This is a genomic window from Mesorhizobium sp. LNHC229A00, assembly GCF_000502415.1.
Lineage (GTDB): Bacteria > Pseudomonadota > Alphaproteobacteria > Rhizobiales > Rhizobiaceae > Mesorhizobium.
Genome location: NZ_AYWQ01000006.1, coordinates 732,426 through 748,939 on the forward strand (window position 1 = coordinate 732,426; position 16,514 = coordinate 748,939).

12 protein-coding genes and 1 pseudogene are annotated in these 16,514 nt (G+C 63.7%); 7 read left to right on the plus strand and 6 right to left on the minus strand.

The window, feature by feature from the left end; genetic code table 11:
• Positions 1 to 40: 40 nt before the first annotated feature.
• A complete protein-coding gene (locus X742_RS153960; RefSeq protein WP_023772581.1) occupies positions 41 to 1,219 on the plus strand; it encodes an Mrp/NBP35 family ATP-binding protein in 1,179 nt (392 codons plus the stop codon).
• A gap of 18 nt (positions 1,220 to 1,237) precedes the next feature.
• Here the strand turns inward: X742_RS153960 and X742_RS153955 are convergent, their stop codons facing one another.
• Positions 1,238 to 1,687: a carbon monoxide dehydrogenase subunit G gene (locus tag X742_RS153955; RefSeq protein WP_015314114.1), complete on the minus strand. Its 450-nt coding sequence runs from the start codon at positions 1,685 to 1,687 to the stop codon at positions 1,238 to 1,240.
• A 151-nt stretch (positions 1,688 to 1,838) separates the two neighbouring features.
• Here X742_RS153955 and X742_RS153950 point away from each other — a divergent pair, with 151 nt between their 5' ends.
• From X742_RS153950 to X742_RS153935, 4 genes are all read left to right on the plus strand, one after another.
• Positions 1,839 to 3,644 (plus strand): IlvD/Edd family dehydratase, encoded by a 1,806-nt coding sequence (locus X742_RS153950; RefSeq protein ID WP_023772582.1) that lies wholly within the window; start codon positions 1,839 to 1,841, stop codon positions 3,642 to 3,644.
• A gap of 228 nt (positions 3,645 to 3,872) precedes the next feature.
• Positions 3,873 to 4,691, plus strand: a complete 819-nt coding sequence (locus X742_RS153945) for a chromate resistance protein ChrB domain-containing protein (RefSeq protein WP_023772583.1) — start codon at positions 3,873 to 3,875, stop codon at positions 4,689 to 4,691.
• The gene (gene chrA / locus X742_RS153940; RefSeq protein ID WP_023772584.1) at positions 4,688 to 6,079 is read left to right on the plus strand and encodes a chromate efflux transporter; all 1,392 of its coding nucleotides are present in this window, start codon (positions 4,688 to 4,690) and stop codon (positions 6,077 to 6,079) included. The genes X742_RS153945 and chrA overlap by 4 nt, the downstream gene beginning before the upstream one ends.
• A gap of 129 nt (positions 6,080 to 6,208) precedes the next feature.
• The gene (locus tag X742_RS153935; RefSeq protein ID WP_023772585.1) at positions 6,209 to 6,607 is read left to right on the plus strand and encodes a hypothetical protein; all 399 of its coding nucleotides are present in this window, start codon (positions 6,209 to 6,211) and stop codon (positions 6,605 to 6,607) included.
• A 26-nt stretch (positions 6,608 to 6,633) separates the two neighbouring features.
• Here the strand turns inward: X742_RS153935 and X742_RS153930 are convergent, their stop codons facing one another.
• The 3 genes from X742_RS153930 to X742_RS01000000170170 form a co-directional block, all read right to left on the minus strand.
• On the minus strand, positions 6,634 to 7,863 hold the full coding sequence (locus tag X742_RS153930) for an aromatic ring-hydroxylating dioxygenase subunit alpha (protein ID WP_023772586.1): 1,230 nt from the start codon (positions 7,861 to 7,863) through the stop codon (positions 6,634 to 6,636).
• A 59-nt stretch (positions 7,864 to 7,922) separates the two neighbouring features.
• The gene (locus X742_RS153925; RefSeq protein ID WP_023772587.1) at positions 7,923 to 9,506 is read right to left on the minus strand and encodes a trimethylamine methyltransferase family protein; all 1,584 of its coding nucleotides are present in this window, start codon (positions 9,504 to 9,506) and stop codon (positions 7,923 to 7,925) included.
• Between the two features lie 129 nt (positions 9,507 to 9,635).
• A complete protein-coding gene (locus X742_RS01000000170170; protein WP_245275549.1) occupies positions 9,636 to 11,138 on the minus strand; it encodes a PLP-dependent aminotransferase family protein in 1,503 nt (500 codons plus the stop codon).
• Positions 11,139 to 11,445: 307 nt separating this feature from the next.
• On the opposite strand from X742_RS01000000170170, the gene pgi reads away from it, so the two are divergent.
• Both pgi and X742_RS153915 read left to right on the plus strand, forming a co-directional pair.
• On the plus strand, positions 11,446 to 13,122 hold the full coding sequence (pgi, locus tag X742_RS153920; RefSeq protein ID WP_051407639.1) for a glucose-6-phosphate isomerase: 1,677 nt from the start codon (positions 11,446 to 11,448) through the stop codon (positions 13,120 to 13,122).
• A 5-nt stretch (positions 13,123 to 13,127) separates the two neighbouring features.
• Positions 13,128 to 13,850, plus strand: coding sequence for an HAD family hydrolase (locus tag X742_RS153915; RefSeq protein ID WP_023772589.1), 723 nt, complete (start codon positions 13,128 to 13,130; stop codon positions 13,848 to 13,850).
• Between the two features lie 41 nt (positions 13,851 to 13,891).
• On the opposite strand, the pseudogene X742_RS1000000172485 reads toward X742_RS153915, so the two are convergent.
• Positions 13,892 to 14,401: pseudogene (locus tag X742_RS1000000172485) on the minus strand (50S ribosomal protein L11 methyltransferase); the annotation flags it as partial.
• A 71-nt stretch (positions 14,402 to 14,472) separates the two neighbouring features.
• Positions 14,473 to 16,500, minus strand: a complete 2,028-nt coding sequence (locus X742_RS153905) for a long-chain fatty acid--CoA ligase (protein WP_023772591.1) — start codon at positions 16,498 to 16,500, stop codon at positions 14,473 to 14,475.
• Positions 16,501 to 16,514 lie beyond the last annotated feature (14 nt).

The window sequence follows — 16,514 nt, forward strand, 5'->3', positions numbered from 1 at the left end:
AACTGCATTATCTGAAGTGCCGAACGCTGAGGAAAAGAACATGTCCGTCACCAAGGAAATCGTCATCGAGCGGCTGAAGACGGTCAACGGGCCGGACTTCACCGGAAACATCGTCGACCTCGGCATGGTTTCGGAGATTTTCATCGCCGATTCGAAAGTGTTCTTCTCGATCACCGTTCCCGCCTCGCGCGCCCAGGAGATGGAGCCGTTGCGCGCCGCCGCCGAGCGGGTGGTGAAGGCCATTCCCGGCGTCGCCGGCGCGGTCGTTGCGCTGACGGCTGAAAAGAAAGGCGGCGGCATGGAGGGGTCGGTTCCATCGCGCCCCGCACCCAGGCCGGCGCCGACGGCTCCGGTCGCTGCGCCGCCGCGGGCGGCTCCGCATGCTCCTGCTTCGCAGAGCCAGGGCAAGCGCGGCGTGCCCGGCATCGAGGCGATCATAGCGGTTGCTTCCGGCAAGGGCGGTGTCGGCAAGTCGACCACGGCCGTCAACCTGGCGCTTGGTCTTGCCGCCAATGGTTTGCGGGTCGGTGTGCTGGATGCCGACATCTATGGCCCGTCGATGCCCAGGCTGCTCAACATCCATGGCCGGCCGCAGACGATCGACGGCAAGATCCTGAAACCGATGGAGAATTACGGCCTCAAGGTGATGTCGATGGGTTTCCTCGTCGATGAGGAGACGCCGATGATCTGGCGTGGGCCGATGGTAATGTCGGCTCTGACGCAGATGCTGCGTGAGGTTGAATGGGGGCGGCTCGACGTGCTCGTCGTCGACATGCCGCCCGGCACGGGCGATGCGCAACTGACCATGGCCCAGCAGGTGCCGTTGGCCGGTGCCGTCATCGTCTCGACGCCGCAAGACCTGGCGCTGATCGATGCCCGCAAGGGCCTCAACATGTTCAAGAAAGTCGATGTGCCGCTGCTCGGCATCGTCGAGAACATGAGCTACTTCATCGCCCCGGATACCGGCAAGCGCTACGACATTTTCGGCCATGGCGGCGCGCGCCGCGAGGCGGAGAGGCTGGGCGTCACCTTCCTTGGCGAGGTGCCGCTTGAAATGGGGATCCGCGAGAGCTCTGACGCCGGCACGCCGGTGGTCGTCTCGAAGCCGGATGGCGCCGAGGCGAAAATCTATCGCGATATCGCTTCCAAGGTCTGGGACAGGGTCAACGAGGAACGCGGCGCGGCCGAAGCAGCTGTGCCGAGCATCGTCTTTGAGTGAACCCTCGCGGGGAGCGTATCAGCCGCCCACCTTCTCGCCGAAAGCCGAAAAGAACTGTCCGGCCAATTTCTTCGACGTCGATTCGATCAGCCGGCTGCCGAGCTGCGCGATCTTGCCGCCGACTTCTGCCTTGGCCGCATATTTGAGGACCGTCGCGTCCGGCCCGTCGGCGGTGAGGGTGACGTCGGCACCGCCCTTGGCGAAGCCGGCGATGCCGCCCTTGCCTTCGCCCTGGATGGTGTAGGCATGCGGCGGCTTGAGATTCCTGAGCGTCACTTCGCCGTTGAAGGTGGCCTTGATGGGTCCGATCTTCAGCACCACCGTTGCCGCCATCTCGGTCGCCGATTTCATTTCCAGGCTCTGGCAGCCCGGAATGGCGCCCCTCAGGACGGTTGGGTCGTTCAGCGCTTCCCACACTTTCTGCACGGGTGCGGCGATACGTTCCTCGCCCTCGATCACCAAAGCCATTTAAACCTCCCGCATCGCCGATGTCGGATTGGTCGTAGCGTGCGGCTCGATAGCTGTCTATCGCACCAAAGTCCGGATTCAGATCACGCGTGCCCCTTGCCTGCATCCGCGCGTTGTCATATCGATTTGTCATACAAATACGGAGACCATGATGGCCGGCGCCCCCACGAAAAAGAAAAAGTTCCGCTCGCAGGAGTGGTTCGACAATCCTGACAACCCGGGAATGACGGCGCTTTATCTCGAGCGCTACCTGAATTACGGGTTGACTCGCGCCGAGCTGATGTCGGGCAAACCGCTGATCGGCATCGCGCAGACGGGCTCTGACCTTTCGCCTTGCAACCGGCACCATATCGAACTCGCCAAGCGCGTGCGCGAAGGCATCGTCTCGATGGGCGGCATTCCTTTCGAATTCCCCTGTCACCCGATCCAGGAGACCGGCAAGCGGCCGACCGCGGCCCTTGACCGCAACCTCGCCTATCTCAGCCTTGTCGAGGTGCTCTACGGCTATCCACTCGACGGCGTCGTGCTCACCATCGGCTGCGACAAGACCACGCCTGCCTTGCTGATGGCGGCGGCGACCGTCAACATCCCGGCCGTCGCGCTGTCGGTCGGCCCGATGCTCAATGGCTGGCATAAGGGCAAGCGCACCGGCTCGGGCACCATCGTCTGGGAATCGCGCCAGCGCCTGTCGGCCGGCGAGATCGGCTATGACGAGTTCATGGACATCGTCGCGTCCTCGGCGCCGTCCACCGGCTACTGCAACACGATGGGCACGGCCACCACGATGAATTCGCTGGCCGAGGCGCTCGGCATGCAACTGCCCGGTTCGGCCGCCATTCCCGCGCCCTACCGCGAGCGCGGCCAGATCGCCTACGAAACGGGCAAGCGCATCGTCGACATGGTGCACGAGGACCTGAAACCGTCCGATATCATGACCCGCGCGGCCTTCGAAAACGCCATCGTCGTCAATTCGGCGATCGGCGGCTCGACCAACGCGCCGATCCATCTCAACGCCATCGCCCGCCATCTCGGCGTGCCGCTCGACAATGACGACTGGCAGACCATCGGCCTCAAAGTGCCGCTCATCGTCAACCTGCAGCCGTCAGGTGAATATCTGGGCGAGGACTATCACCACGCCGGTGGCGTGCCTGCCGTGGTCGCCGAACTGATGAAGGCCGGAATGCTGCCGCATCCCGATGCCTTGACCGTTAATGGCAAGTCGATCGGCGCCAACTGCGAGGGCGTCGCCAACGAGAACACCGACGTCATCCGTACGGTGGCCGAGCCGCTGAAGGCCAATGCCGGCTTTATCAACTTCAAGGGCAATCTGTTCGATTCGGCGATCATGAAGATGAGCGGCATTTCGCCGGAATTCCGCGAGCGCTATCTGTCCAACCCGAACGACCCGGAAGCCTTCGAGGGCAACGCCATGGTCTTCGACGGCCCCGAGGATTACCACGCCCGCATTGACGATCCGGCGCAAGGCATCGACGAGCATACCATCCTGTTCATGCGCGGCGCCGGTCCCGTCGGCTATCCCGGCGGCGCCGAGGTCGTCAACATGCAGCCGCCGGCCTACCTCATCAAGAAGGGTATCCACGCGCTGGCCTGCATCGGCGACGGCCGCCAGTCCGGCACGTCGGGCTCACCGTCGATCCTGAATGCCTCGCCGGAAGCCGCGGTCGGCGGCGGCCTGGCGGTGCTCAAGACCGGCGACCGCGTTCGCATCGACCTGCGGAAGGGCACGGCGAACATCCTCGTCAGCGATGACGAGATCGCGCGGCGACGCGCCGAGCTGCAGAAGGATGGCGGCTATCACTATCCCCAGCACCAGACGCCATGGCAGGAGATCCAGCGCGGCATGGTCGACCAGTTCTCGGCCGGCATGGTGCTGAGGCCGGCGGTGAAATATCAGGATGTCGCCCACACCATGGGGGTGCCTCGCGACAATCATTGATTATTCCTGGGAATAGTCATCGATTATTCCTGGCTGGTCACTGATGATGGATGACGACGACCGGCGGCCTTCGATCAGGCCGCCGTGTCACGGCCACAGGCCGGGAAGCGCTCCGTCCTTGACAAGCCAGCCCAACAATTCCACCATCATCACAAGGGGTGTATCGCGACGACCCCGTGAGGCGTCAGCCCAATGTTCGCGTCCAGGCTTCTTCAGGAGGTGGACGCCATGCCGTCAACAACCGCTATCACCGTACAGCAACTATCCCGTCTGATTGGTCTGCCGGGCGCACCTGTGATCGTCGATGTCCGTATCGATGAAGATTACGACGCCGACCCCCGCCTGTTGCCGGCCTCTCACCGGCGCAACTTCAAAACGGTCTCGGCCTGGGCAAACGACCTTGCCGGCAGCCAAGTAGCCGTCGTTTGCCAGAAGGGGCAAAAGCTTTCGCAAGGGGCGGCCGCATGGTTGCGGCATGAAGGCATTGCCGCCGAGTCCCTCGGAGGCGGCTTCGAAGCCTGGCGCGATGCCGGCGGGCCTCTGGTCCGCGCCGACAAGATACCGTCCCGCGATGAAAAGGGCCGCACCGTCTGGGTGACGCGGGCTCGCCCGAAGGTCGATCGCATCGCTTGCCCATGGCTGATCCGGCGCTTCATCGATCCCGACGCGGTGTTTCTCTTCGTCGAACCCGCTGAAGTTCCGGCTGTTGCCGACCGCTTTCAGGCCGTGCCTTTCGACATCGACAACGTGTTCTGGAGTCATCGCGGCGAGCGCTGCACCTTCGACACGATGATCGAGGAGTTCGGGCTGCAATCCCAGGCACTCGATCGGCTTGCCACGATCGTGCGCGCGGCCGACACCGCACGCCTGGATCTCGTTCCCCAGGCAGCCGGATTTCTGGCCGCCTCGCTTGGCCTGTCACGCATGTACCGCGACGATCTGGAGCAGCTGGAGGCCGGCACGATGCTCTATGACGCGTTCTTCCGCTGGTGTCGCGACGCCACTGACGAGACGCACAACTGGCCGGGCGGGGCAAAGCCGTCATGAGCAGCCTCATTTCGGGGAAAGATGCCGACATCGTCGAGGCGCCGGCGGTCCCGACCTTCCGCGAAGCCACGAAACTCTGGGCGAAGATCGGATTGCTGAGCTTCGGCGGACCGGCGGGGCAGATCGCGCTCATGCACAAGGAATTGGTCGAGGACCGGCGCTGGATCGGCGAACAGCGTTTCCTGCATGCGCTGAACTACTGCATGCTGCTTCCCGGTCCCGAGGCCCAGCAACTCGCCATCTATATCGGCTGGCTGCTGCACAGGACGATCGGCGGCCTTGTCGCGGGTGTCCTGTTCGTGGTGCCCGGCGCACTCGTCATGCTCACCCTGAGCATTCTCTATGCGTTCTATGGTGATGTCCCGCTGGTCACGGCGCTGTTCTTCGGGGTCAAGGCCGCCGTGCTCGCGGTCGTGGTCGAGGCGGTGATCCGCATCGGCCGCCGCGCCTTGAAGAACCGGTTGATGGTGGCGATCGCGCTCTGCGCTTTTCTCGGCATCTATGTGCTCGCCATCCCGTTTCCGCTCATCGTCCTGATGGCGGGATTCGCGGGATGGGTGGGAAACCGTGTCGCGCCAGCCCTGTTTTCCGGCGGGGCGCACGGCAACAACGACGCTCCCGATATCAGGGGCGCGGTCGACCTGATGTTCGAACGCGGCGAACTAGCCCATACCAGGCCGACACGATGGCATGCGCCGCGCACCATCGCGATCTGGCTGCCGATCTGGCTCGGGCCGGTTCTGTTGCTCTGGGCGTTCACCGGGACGAGCAGCGTGTGGACGCAGATTGGCGGGTTCTTCAGCCTCATGGCGGTGGTCACCTTCGGCGGCGCCTATGCGGTTCTTGCCTATGTCGCGCAGGCAGCCGTGCAGTCCTTCGGCTGGCTCGCCCCTGGTGAAATGGTCGATGGCCTCGGCCTTGCCGAGACCACGCCGGGTCCACTCATTCTGGTGTTGCAATTCGTCGGCTTCATCGCCGCGTTTCGCCACGCCGGCTCGCTGGACGCGCTGCTTGGCGGATCGCTTGGAGCGCTGCTGACGCTGTGGGTAACGTTCACACCCTGCTTCTTCTGGATATTCCTCGGCGCGCCCTACATTGAGGCCCTGCGCGGCAACAAGGCGCTGTCGGCCGCGCTCGGCGCGATCACCGCCGCCGTGGTCGGCGTCATCATGAACCTTGCTCTGTGGTTCGCCTTGCACGTCGTCTTCCGCGAGGTGCGCATGACGGGGCTTGGCATGGATGTGCCGGTGCTTTCGTCGATCGACTGGCGAGCCGCGCTGCTTTCGGTGGCCGCCATGGTCGCCATTCTCAAGTTGAAAACCGGTGTGCTGCCGACGCTTGCGGGATGCGCTCTTGCCGGCGTGTTGCTGCTGGCCGCGGGCGGCTAGTGCATGTCGCCCGGAAGCGTCTTCAGTTCCGGGACAACGACATGCATCAAAACGGATACATTAGATTTCCGGCTCCTTTGTATTCCGCTTGCGGACCACCTAACTGGTGGAAAACGGATTGGACCAGCAATGGCGGGACGACGCTCTTCCCTCGGCTTTCTCGGCATGTTCGGACGCTCGGGTGATTTGCGGCAGCTCGATGCCGCCTTGCGAGGCGCCGACCTGCATCCCGCCCTGGTGCCCGAAGGGGTGAAACTAACCATCGTCAATCTGATGAAGGACCACTGGCCCGAGGAGCCGCCGCCGCAGGCCTATCCGCGGGTAGCGAACCTGTTCAGCTACTGCATAGCCGGGCCGGAAACCTTCGAGCGTGTGCAAGGTCCACAGCAGCGGCTCGACGCGGAGCACCGGATCGAGGCCGCTATCGAAACCGGCGACGGTCTCGATGCACAGATCGTGCTGATGGCACTGCACGCCAAGCTGATCAACGCCGAGGTGGTTGAGCGCTTCAGGCTGAGCACTGGCTGAGCGCTTTCGTGAAACGCTGAATCGCTCTAAGCCCGGCTTATCTCCTGGAGATACCAGCCGATATAACGCAGCTCGTTGTACTCCATCGGCGCGATCGGTCCGGGCACGAAATAGTGCGAGCGTACGCCGCGCGCGGTATGCTCGATGATCTTCTTGTCCTCGTCGGTGGTGACCTTCCACAGCCAGGTCAGTTTCTCCAGATCGTAGTCCTGGCCTTCGACGGCATCGCCGCGCACCAGCCAGATCAGTTCCATCTCGCAGGTCTGAGCCGTTTTCGGGATGAACCGGTAGATCATCCCGTGGTCGGGGTAGCAGACGAGAAAAGTCGTGCCGCCAAGATGGATGGAGGTGACGCCGCCGTCGTAGTCGGTGAAGCGGCCCATCAGGGGCGCGACGGGGGAGCCGTCCCGGCTGCCGCTCGAAACGCCGTCGTAAAGCGCGTAGCGGAAGGTGTGGATCGCCTCCTGGCCGGCGGCCGAATTCTGCCAGCGATCACCGCTGCCGATCTCGATGCCGAGAGCGCAGGTCCGCTGTTCCATCGCGGCATTGAGTTGCTCGATCATTTCCGCAGGCTTTTCCAGCGCGTGCGTCTGCGAATATTCGGGATGCGCCGGTCCGCAATGGTAGCATTCGACGTAATTTTCGACGGCGAGCTTCCAGTTCGCGTCGAGCGGATAGCTTTGGCGATAGGCCACCTTGGCATCGCCCCAACCATATTGCCCGCAACTCGTGCGCAAAGATTGCTCGATCGGATCGAAATCGAGTGGCGTCTCGGCGAAGGAGATGAAGACAAGGCCAGTCGCGACGCGCACATGGAGTTTCTTCAGCCCGTGCGCGGTGCGGTCGAAATCCTTCGGCATCAGCCTGGCGGCGCGCAGCGAGCCGTCATTGGAATAGGTCCACGCATGGTACGGGCAGACGAACACTTTCGCGTTGCCCTTCTCTTTGGTGCAGACCTCGGCGCCGCGATGGCGGCAGACATTGAGCATGGCATGCACGGTGCCATCCATGCCACGCGACAGGATGATCGCCTCGTCACCGAGCTTGAACAGTTCGAAGTCGCCGGGATTGGGAATGACGCTGGCATGCGTCAGGCAATGCCAGTGGCGGCGGAACAGACGTTCCATGTCCCGCTCGAAAATATCCTGGTCATGGTAGAATGGGCGCGTCAGGCCGTAGCCTGGCCGGTGCGAGGCCACCAGCCGATCGATGGCATCTTCGGTATTTGCGGCTTGCTGGATAGGATAGACGCTCATTTATCGTTCTGCCCAATGGTTGGTTCTGGCGGATGGCTGTCTGTGTGTCGGTCTTCTGGCTAGCCGCCCATGCTCGCGCGCGGCAGGTGGATCAGGTTGCCGAAGCGGGCGCGCAATCTGTCGTCGACCAGCTTGGGCACGTGCCGCGGAAATCGTTCCGCAAGGATGCGCTTCTTTTCGTCGATCGCCCGGGCCAATATATCAGGCCGGCCTTTTTCGTTCCATTCCTTCGGTGAGGAACGATCGCCGAAGGCGGGATAAAAACGCTCTGCCTGCGCCGACTTGAGCGTTTGCTCGTTGTCAAGATAATGGCCCGGACCCTTGAGGCAGACATCGGCGATGGTGTCGATCGAAAGCGCTTCGTCCGTCACTTCGATGCCGCGTGCGCAGCGCAGGCAATGGCCAAGCATGTCATTGTCGATGATCAGGCTTTCCAGGCAGAAGCCGAGCAGCGAGGCATGCATGCCGGCCGATTCGTAGACGAGATTGAGGCCCGAAAGGCCGGCCATCACATTGGTGATGCCTTTCTCGTAGCCGGACTGGATATCGGGCAGTTTCGAGTCTGTCATGCCGGCGGCCGAGCCGCCCGGCAGGTCGTAGAATTGCGCCATCTGCGCGCAGGCCGCCGTTACCACCGCCTGTTCGGCCGAGCCACCGGCCATGGTGTTGGTGCGCAGGTCCGACATGAACGGCCAAGCGCCGAAGATCGCCGGATGTCCCGGCTTGAGTGCGTTGACATACACCAGGCCGGTCAGCACTTCGGCCACTGCCTGCGCGACCGCGCCGGCCATCGCCGCCGGAGCGGTTGTTCCGGACTGGCCGGTGGAGAGGAGCAGGATAGGGATGCCGCCTTCGACGCAGGCCTCGAGCACGCCGCAGGCATCCTCGGCGAACTTCATCGGCGGCACGACGAAGGAGTTGGAGTTGGAAACGAATGGCCGGGCGCGGAAATTCTCCTCGCCACCGGCGATGGCATAGAGCATTTCGAGCGCCGGCTTCACATTCTCGCGCACGGTGAAGGACGTGCCGACATGCTTCGATGTCCCCATCACGCAGGCGTAGAGCGTGTTGAAATCCATATCGAGCGGGTCGGCGATGTCGCGCGCCACCATCGGCCGCTGGAAAAAATGGATGTTGCGCAGTCCATCGACGATGCGGGCGGCGTCATAGATGTCCTGCAGCTTCGATTCGCGATACTCGCGTTTTTCGAGATCCACCAGATGCACGGCGATACCCGCTGTGCCGTAGTGGACGCGCTTGCCCTGGATCACCATGTCGTGCCTGGGGTCCTGGCCATGCAGCGTGAAATGCCGCGCGGCACGCTTGATGGTGTCGAGTATGAGCGCACGCGGGAAACGGATGCGGCCATCGTCGCCATGGGTGGCGCCCGCCTTGGTCAGGACTTTTATGCAGGACGGGATGGCGTTGGCGAACCCGACGGTTTCCAGAAGCGTCAGCACGCCCTCATGGATGCGCTCGCAGTCGTTTCCGCGCAAAGGTCTGTAACCGCCGCCTTCCATGGCTTGGAGTAGTGGCCCATTTGGTGGAATGGCTGATTTCCCCGCATATCCCGTTTCGCGACCGCCCGAGCGTTGTGGACGACGGTTCGCCGGCATGTCCTGCTTTTCGACAGCCACTGGCATGGCACTCCACCTCTACCGGCAGTCTCGTGGCGGTTGGTCCACCATCAACCTGCTTCTTCTCTGACGCCGACTATGCCGCCGGCACTGGCTCATCCTATGAGCCAGCTGGCCTAGCTACATGTGCCAGATCTAAAACAAACCGGAGCCGCTGAGAAGCGGCTCCGGTGAAGAAGTCGGATTGATGATCAGGCGGCGGCCGGCCTGCGTCCGGCGGCGGTGGCGAGTTCCCGGATGCCGGGCTCGATGTGCTGCAGAGCGATAGAGGAAATGCCCAACCGCATGAAACGCGAAGGCTTCTCGGTGCGGTCGAAGAAGCGGTCGCCCGGCTCGATGATGACGCTGCGCGAGGCCGCGGCTTCGGCCAAACCGCGGGAATCGGTGCCGCGGGGCCCTTCCAGCCACAGCGACGTGCCGCCGGCCGAATCGGTGGAACGCCATTCCGGCAGGAAGGCCGAAATCGCATGGACCAGCCGCTTGCGCCGCTCGTCGAAGGCGCTCGACAGCCGCCGCACCAGCGCTTCGTGATGGCCGAGAGACAGGAAGNCGGCGCAGCGCCCTGAGTTCGGCGATTAGTCCAGCGGAAGCCACGATGTAGCCAAGCCGCAGGCCTGGGGCCAGCGTCTTCGACATCGAGCCGACATAGACGACGCGGCCGGAACGGTCGAGGCTCTTCAAGGCCTGCTGCGGCGCCTCGTCGAGAAGCTGGCTGTCATAGCCGTCCTCGATGATGATCTGGTTGTGCCGGTTGGCGCGCGCCAGAAGGTCCTGCCGCCGCTCCGCCGACAACGGCACCATGGTCGGGCAATGATGGCTGGGGGTGACGAAGACGAAGCCGGAATCATTGGGAATAGAAGAGGTTACGATACCGGACTGGTCCACTGGCACCGGCTCGATGTCGGCGCCCGCGAGCCGGAAGATCGAGCGTGCGTCGGGATAGCCTGGATCCTCCATCGCCACTTTCGAGCCCTTGGTCATCAGCAGCGAGGCCAGCATATAGAGCGCATTCTGGGCACCCAGCGTGACGATGATCTCGTCGGGATTGGCGAAGATGCCGCGCCGGGGCAGCAGCCGTGCCTGGATCTGCTCGATCAGCAGCGGATCGTCGCGGTCGACCATGTCGGACGCCCAGTTGCGGATCTCCAGCACGGCCAGCGCCATGCGGTTGCACTCGCGCCACTCGGCGGTAGGGAACAGCGCCGGGTCGAATTGGCCGTAGACAAACGGGTAGGAAGACTTGATCCAGTTCTCGTGCTTGGCGGGCGGCGGCATGTCGCTTGCCGCGATCTGCCGGCGCGCTTTCCAGTCGATCTCGTTGGCCTGGTCGGGTGCTTTCTGATGCGGCTTGGCGGGTGTCGCCAGCACGTCCGGATTGACGAAATGCCCGCGCCGCTCGCGTGCCACCAGGAAACCCTGGTCGACGAGCTGCTGGAAGGCCAGGACAACCGTTCCGCGCGCCACGCCGAGTTTTTCGGCCAGGATCCGGCAGGAAGGCAGCGGCATCGAAGCGGCGATCTGGCGGTCGAGAATGGCGGCCACAATGGCTTGGCGGATCTGCGCCTGCAGGGTCTGGCCGGATTCAGCCGAAATCCGGAACAGGCCGGACCATATCGCCGTGTCGTTTCTCTGTGGCATGGAAGATGTTCCTCGATGGCCAGCTTTTTTCGCTTGGCTGGACCAGCCGAACGTAACCGTGGCACAAGGGGTTGCGCCAATCAATTTTTCTGATCTTTGGGATTTATGCCAGTGATCCTTCAAGCTCGAAATAAGGCGCGGCCCCTCGCTCCTCGATACCCATTGCCCCCTCGGGTACCCACCTCCTTGCCCGATACATTGTGTCATCGCATCGTGATGTGCTGCGTCATTGCCGCGTATTGACCGGAGGGATTTCAGCTCAATAGTTGGGAGCGCGACGACACGCGCCGGAAACATCCGGTCTGATATGGTGCGTCGAAAACGCCAGGAGTCCCCGCCAGTGGATCAGTCAGCCTTCCAGAAACAGCTTGCCGCCCTGCGCGACCATCGCGCCGCGGCCCCGGGCGATATGCGCCAGGCCTTTGCCGCCGATCCGCAGCGCTTCAAGACATTCTCCGCCGCTGACGGCGACCTCCTGCTCGACTGGTCGAAATGCGCCGTCGACGCGACGACCATGGATTTCCTTGAGAAGCTCGCCGCCGCAGCCGATCTCGAAGGCCGTCGGGCCGCCATGTTCGCGGGCAAGAAGATCAACACCACCGAAGACCGCGCCGTCCTGCATACGGCGCTGCGCAACCTGAGCGGCAAGGGCGTCACGGTTGACGGCCAGGACGTCAGGGCGGATGTCATATCCGTGCTCGACGCCATGGGCGCCTTCGCCGATGCCATTCGCTCCGGCAAGGCAACGGGTGCCACAGGCAAGAAGATCACCGATATCGTCAACATCGGCATTGGCGGCTCCGACCTTGGTCCGGCGATGGCGACGCTGGCGCTCGCCCCCTATCATGACGGCCCGCGCGCCCACTATGTCTCCAACATTGACGGCGCTCACATCCACGACACGCTGAAGGGGCTGTCCGCCGAAACCACGCTGTTCATCATCGCCTCCAAGACCTTCACCACGGTCGAGACGATGACCAATGCGCGGACGGCGCGCGACTGGGTGCAGAAGGCGCTCGGCAAGCAGGCCGTGGGCAAGCATTTCGCCGCCGTCTCGACCGCGCTCGACCTGGTGGCCAAGTTCGGCATCGAGCCGGATCGCGTCTTCGGCTTCTGGGACTGGGTCGGCGGCCGCTATTCGCTTTGGGGCGCGATCGGCCTGCCGGTCATGATCGCCATCGGCCCAAGGAATTTTCGCGCTTTCCTCGACGGCGCGCACGAAATGGACGAACACTTCCGCACCGCGCCGCTCCACAAAAACCTGCCGGCGCTCCTCGGGCTGGTCGGCTGGTGGCACCGCGTGGTTTGCGGCTATCCAGCCCGCGCGGTCATTCCCTACGATCAGCGCCTTTCCAGACTGCCGGCCTATCTGCAGCAGCTCGACATGGAATCGAACGGCAAGAGCGTCACCCTTGACGGTACTCCGGTGATGACGCCGACCGGGCCGCTGGTCTGGGGCGAGCCAGGCACCAACGGCCAGCACGCCTTCTTCCAGCTGCTGCACCAAGGCACCGATTTGATCCCGGTCGAGTTCCTGGCCGCCGCCGTCGGCCACGAACCTGATCTCAAGCATCAGCATGACCTGCTGCTCGCCAACTGCCTGGCGCAGTCGGAGGCGCTGATGAAGGGCCGTACGCTGGAAGAGGCGCGCGCGCAGATGCTGGCCAAGGGCATGAAGCCTGCCGATGTCGACCGTATCGCGCCGCATCGTGTCTTCTCCGGCAATCGGCCCTCGGTGACCATCCTCTACCGCAAGCTCGACCCGCGCACCTTCGGCCGGCTGATCGCGCTTTACGAGCACCGCGTCTTCGTCGAGGGCACGCTGTTCAACATCAATTCCTTCGACCAGTGGGGCGTCGAACTCGGCAAGGAACTGGCCACCGGCCTCCTGCCTGTCGTGGAAGGCAAGGAAAGCGCCGCAAACCGGGATGCCTCGACCAGGGGCCTTGTGGAACGCATCCACCAATTGCGTGGTTCGGAGTGAAGCGCTTGGCTGAGATCAAGGGGATATTGTTCGACAAGGACGGAACGCTTGTCGACTTCAACGCGACCTGGCTCGGCGTCGCCGACTTCATGGCCATGGACGCGGCCGATGGCGATCGCTGGAAAGCCGACAGGCTGCTCGCGGCCGCGGGCTTCGATTTCGCCAACCGGCGCTTCAAGCCCGACTCCATCTTTGCCTCCGGCACCAATCTCGACGTTGTCGAACTGTGGTTCCCGCGCCTGTCCAACGAAGACCAGATGCTGGCCGTCGCCCGTTTCAACGAGATCACCTCGGTGCAGGGCTCGACGATGGCGGTGGCGCTGCCAGGGATCGCCGACACGCTGGCTCTGCTGCACAGGCGATCCTACCGGCTTGGCGTCGCCACCAACGATTCGACAAGCGGCGCGGAAAAGACGCTTGTCACGCTGGGTGTCGCGCAACTGTTCGACGCCGCCTATGGCTACGACGCGGTGGCCAACCCCAAGCCCGCTCCCGACACCATCCAGGCCTTTTGCGATCTTACGGGGCTCAAGCCGTCGGAGATCGCCATGGTCGGCGATAACAGGCACGATCTCGAAATGGCGCGTGCCGGCGGCTGCGGCCTGGCGGTCGGCGTGCTCTCCGGCACCGGCACGCGCGAATCGCTGGCCGAGATCGCCGATGTCATCCTGGATTCGGTAGCCGATCTGCCGGATTTCCTTTCGGCACGGGTCAAGGAGACGGTCTGATCGGCAAGGCGAGGGACGNAGACGTGTGCTCTTCCGATCTGATACGCCCGGCCCGGATCGCCGACCAGCACTTCGATACCGGCGGCGAGGCAGCGATCGAGGAAAGGCATCATCCCCAGGGCGACACCTTGCCCGTAGAACACGTCGCCGGCGAGCACCAGATCCACGGCGGGCGGTGGCCCGGTGGTGATGTCGTTCCCCATTATCGTGATCGTGACGCCATTGGCCGCTGCATTCAGCGCCAGCGCGGCAACGCCGTTCCGATCGACCTCGGCGGCCATCACCGCACCCGCGCAGGCCTTCGCGGCGGCAATGCCGACGATGCCGGAGCCTGCTCCAAGGTCGAGCACGCGGCGGCCCGCCACGATCTCCGGATGGTCCAGCACATAGCGCGCCAGCACGGCGCCGCCTGCCCACGCATAGGCCCAATAGGGCGGTTGCGGCTCCTGAGAATCGGCATCATCGTCTTCGACAAGACGCCTCAGCCCGCTGCTCGGGTGGGAGGTATAAAGCCGGATTTCGGGAAGTGCCGGCACTGATGCCAGGCGCATGTTCGCCTTGATGAATTCCGCCGGTTCGAGGCGCGGGCGTTGGTCCGGCGTATCGTCGTTGGCGAGCCCCACTATTCGCGCAGCGCCCGCCGCAGGATCTTGCCGACCGGCGTCTTCGGCAATTCGGTCCTGAACTCGATGTATCTAGGCCGCTTGTAGCCGGTCAGGTTCTCGCGGCAAAAGGCGGTGATGGCCTCGGCGGTCAGGGCCGGGTCTTTCTTGACGATGAACAGTTTCGGCACTTCGCCCGAATGCTCGTCCGGCACGCCGATGGCCGCCACTTCGAGCACGCCGGGATGCGCCGCCACGACCTCCTCGAGTTCGGTCGGATAGACGTTGAAGCCGGAGACGAGGATCATGTCCTTCTTGCGGTCGACGATCTTGGTGAAGCCGCGATCGTCCATGAAGCCCATGTCGCCGGACTTGAAGAAGCCGTCCTTGGTCATCACCTTGGCTGTCTCGTCCGGCCGGTTCCAGTAACCGGCCATCACCTGCGGTCCCCTGATGCAGATCTCACCGACCTCGCCGAGCGGTACGTTGTTGCCGTCGTCGTCGCGAATGGCGATTTCGGTCGAAGGCAGCGGCAGGCCGATGGTGCCGGTGAACTCGCCGGAGCTGAACTTGTTGGCCGTCGCCACCGGCGAGGTCTCCGAAAGACCGTAGCCTTCGCTGATGGGGCAACCGGTCAGCGCTTTCCAGCGCTCGGCGACACCCTTCTGTACCGCCATGCCGCCGCCCAGCGTCAAGAGCAGCGGCTTGAAGTCGAGCTTGCGGAAGTCTTCATTGTTGAGCAGCGCGTTGAACAGCGTGTTGAGGCCTGGGAAGATATGGATCGGATACTTGCCCATTTCCTTGACGAAGCCGGGAATGTCGCGCGGATTGGGGATCAGTATGTTCTGGCCGCCCATCTGCATGCCCATCAGCGCATTCACCGTCAGCGCGAAGATATGGTAGAGCGGCAGTGCGCAGACGAGATTGAGATGCGCCGGCTTTGGCTTGACGGTGTAGGCGTCCTGCAGCCACAGCGCATTCTGCGCGACATTGGCCAGCACATTACTGTGCGAGAGGGTCGCGCCTTTGGAGATTCCGGTGGTGCCGCCGGTATATTGCAGGAAGGCGACGTCGCTGGCGGCCACCGTGGCCGGCTTGAATGTCATGCCGCGGCCAGCCTTGAGGGCCGCGTTGAACTTGACATGGCCAGGCAATGACCATGCCGGCACCATCTTCTTGACGCGGCGCACGACAAGATTGACGATCGAGCCCTTCAGGCCGCCGAGCAGGTCGCCCATGGCCGCGACGACGACGTGCTTGACCGAGGTCCTTGCGACGACCGCTTGCAGGGTGTTGGCGAAGTTTTCGAGGATGACGATGGCCTGCGCTCCGGAATCCTTGAGCTGATGCTCCAGTTCGCGCGGCGTGTAGAGCGGATTGACGTTCACCACCGTGAAGCCGGCGCGGGCGACCGCCATCATCGCTATGGGATACTGCAGCACGTTCGGCATCATCAGGGCGACACGCGCGCCCTTCTGCAATCCTGTGGACTGCAGGTAGGCACCGAAGGCCGCCGAAGACTGTTCGAGTTGCGCGTAGGTGATGGACTTGCCCATGCACGTGAAAGCCGGCTGGCCGGCGAACTGCTTGCAGGCGCCGACGAGGAAGTCGCCGATGGAACCGTAGGGAAGGGCGCCGATCTCGGCCGGCATGTTCTTGGGATAGCTGTTGAGCCATGGCTTTTGCGGCAGGCCGACGGCGAGTTCGGTGAGCGCCTTCGGCAGCCGCTGGCTGGCCGCTGTCGCTGGCTTCGAGACCGGTGCAGCCTTCACTGCTGGCGAACTCTTCGTCGTCGCGGTTTTGCCCGTTCCGGCCTTGCCCGATCCGGCCTTGGTCGCGGGCGCCTTTGCTGGCGCGGCCTTCGTCGCCGGCTTCGCGGCGGTGCTGGCGGTGGCCACGGCTTTTGCCGCGGGTGCTTTCTTGGCGGCCGCCGCCTTCGCGGTCGCGGCCTTGCCGGCGGCCGCCTTGCCTTGCCCGACGGCGCCGGCGGCAGGTCTAGGCCTCGCCTTGGCCGACGCTTTCACCGGCGCCTTCGATGCTTTTGCCACCCGTTCCTCCTCGA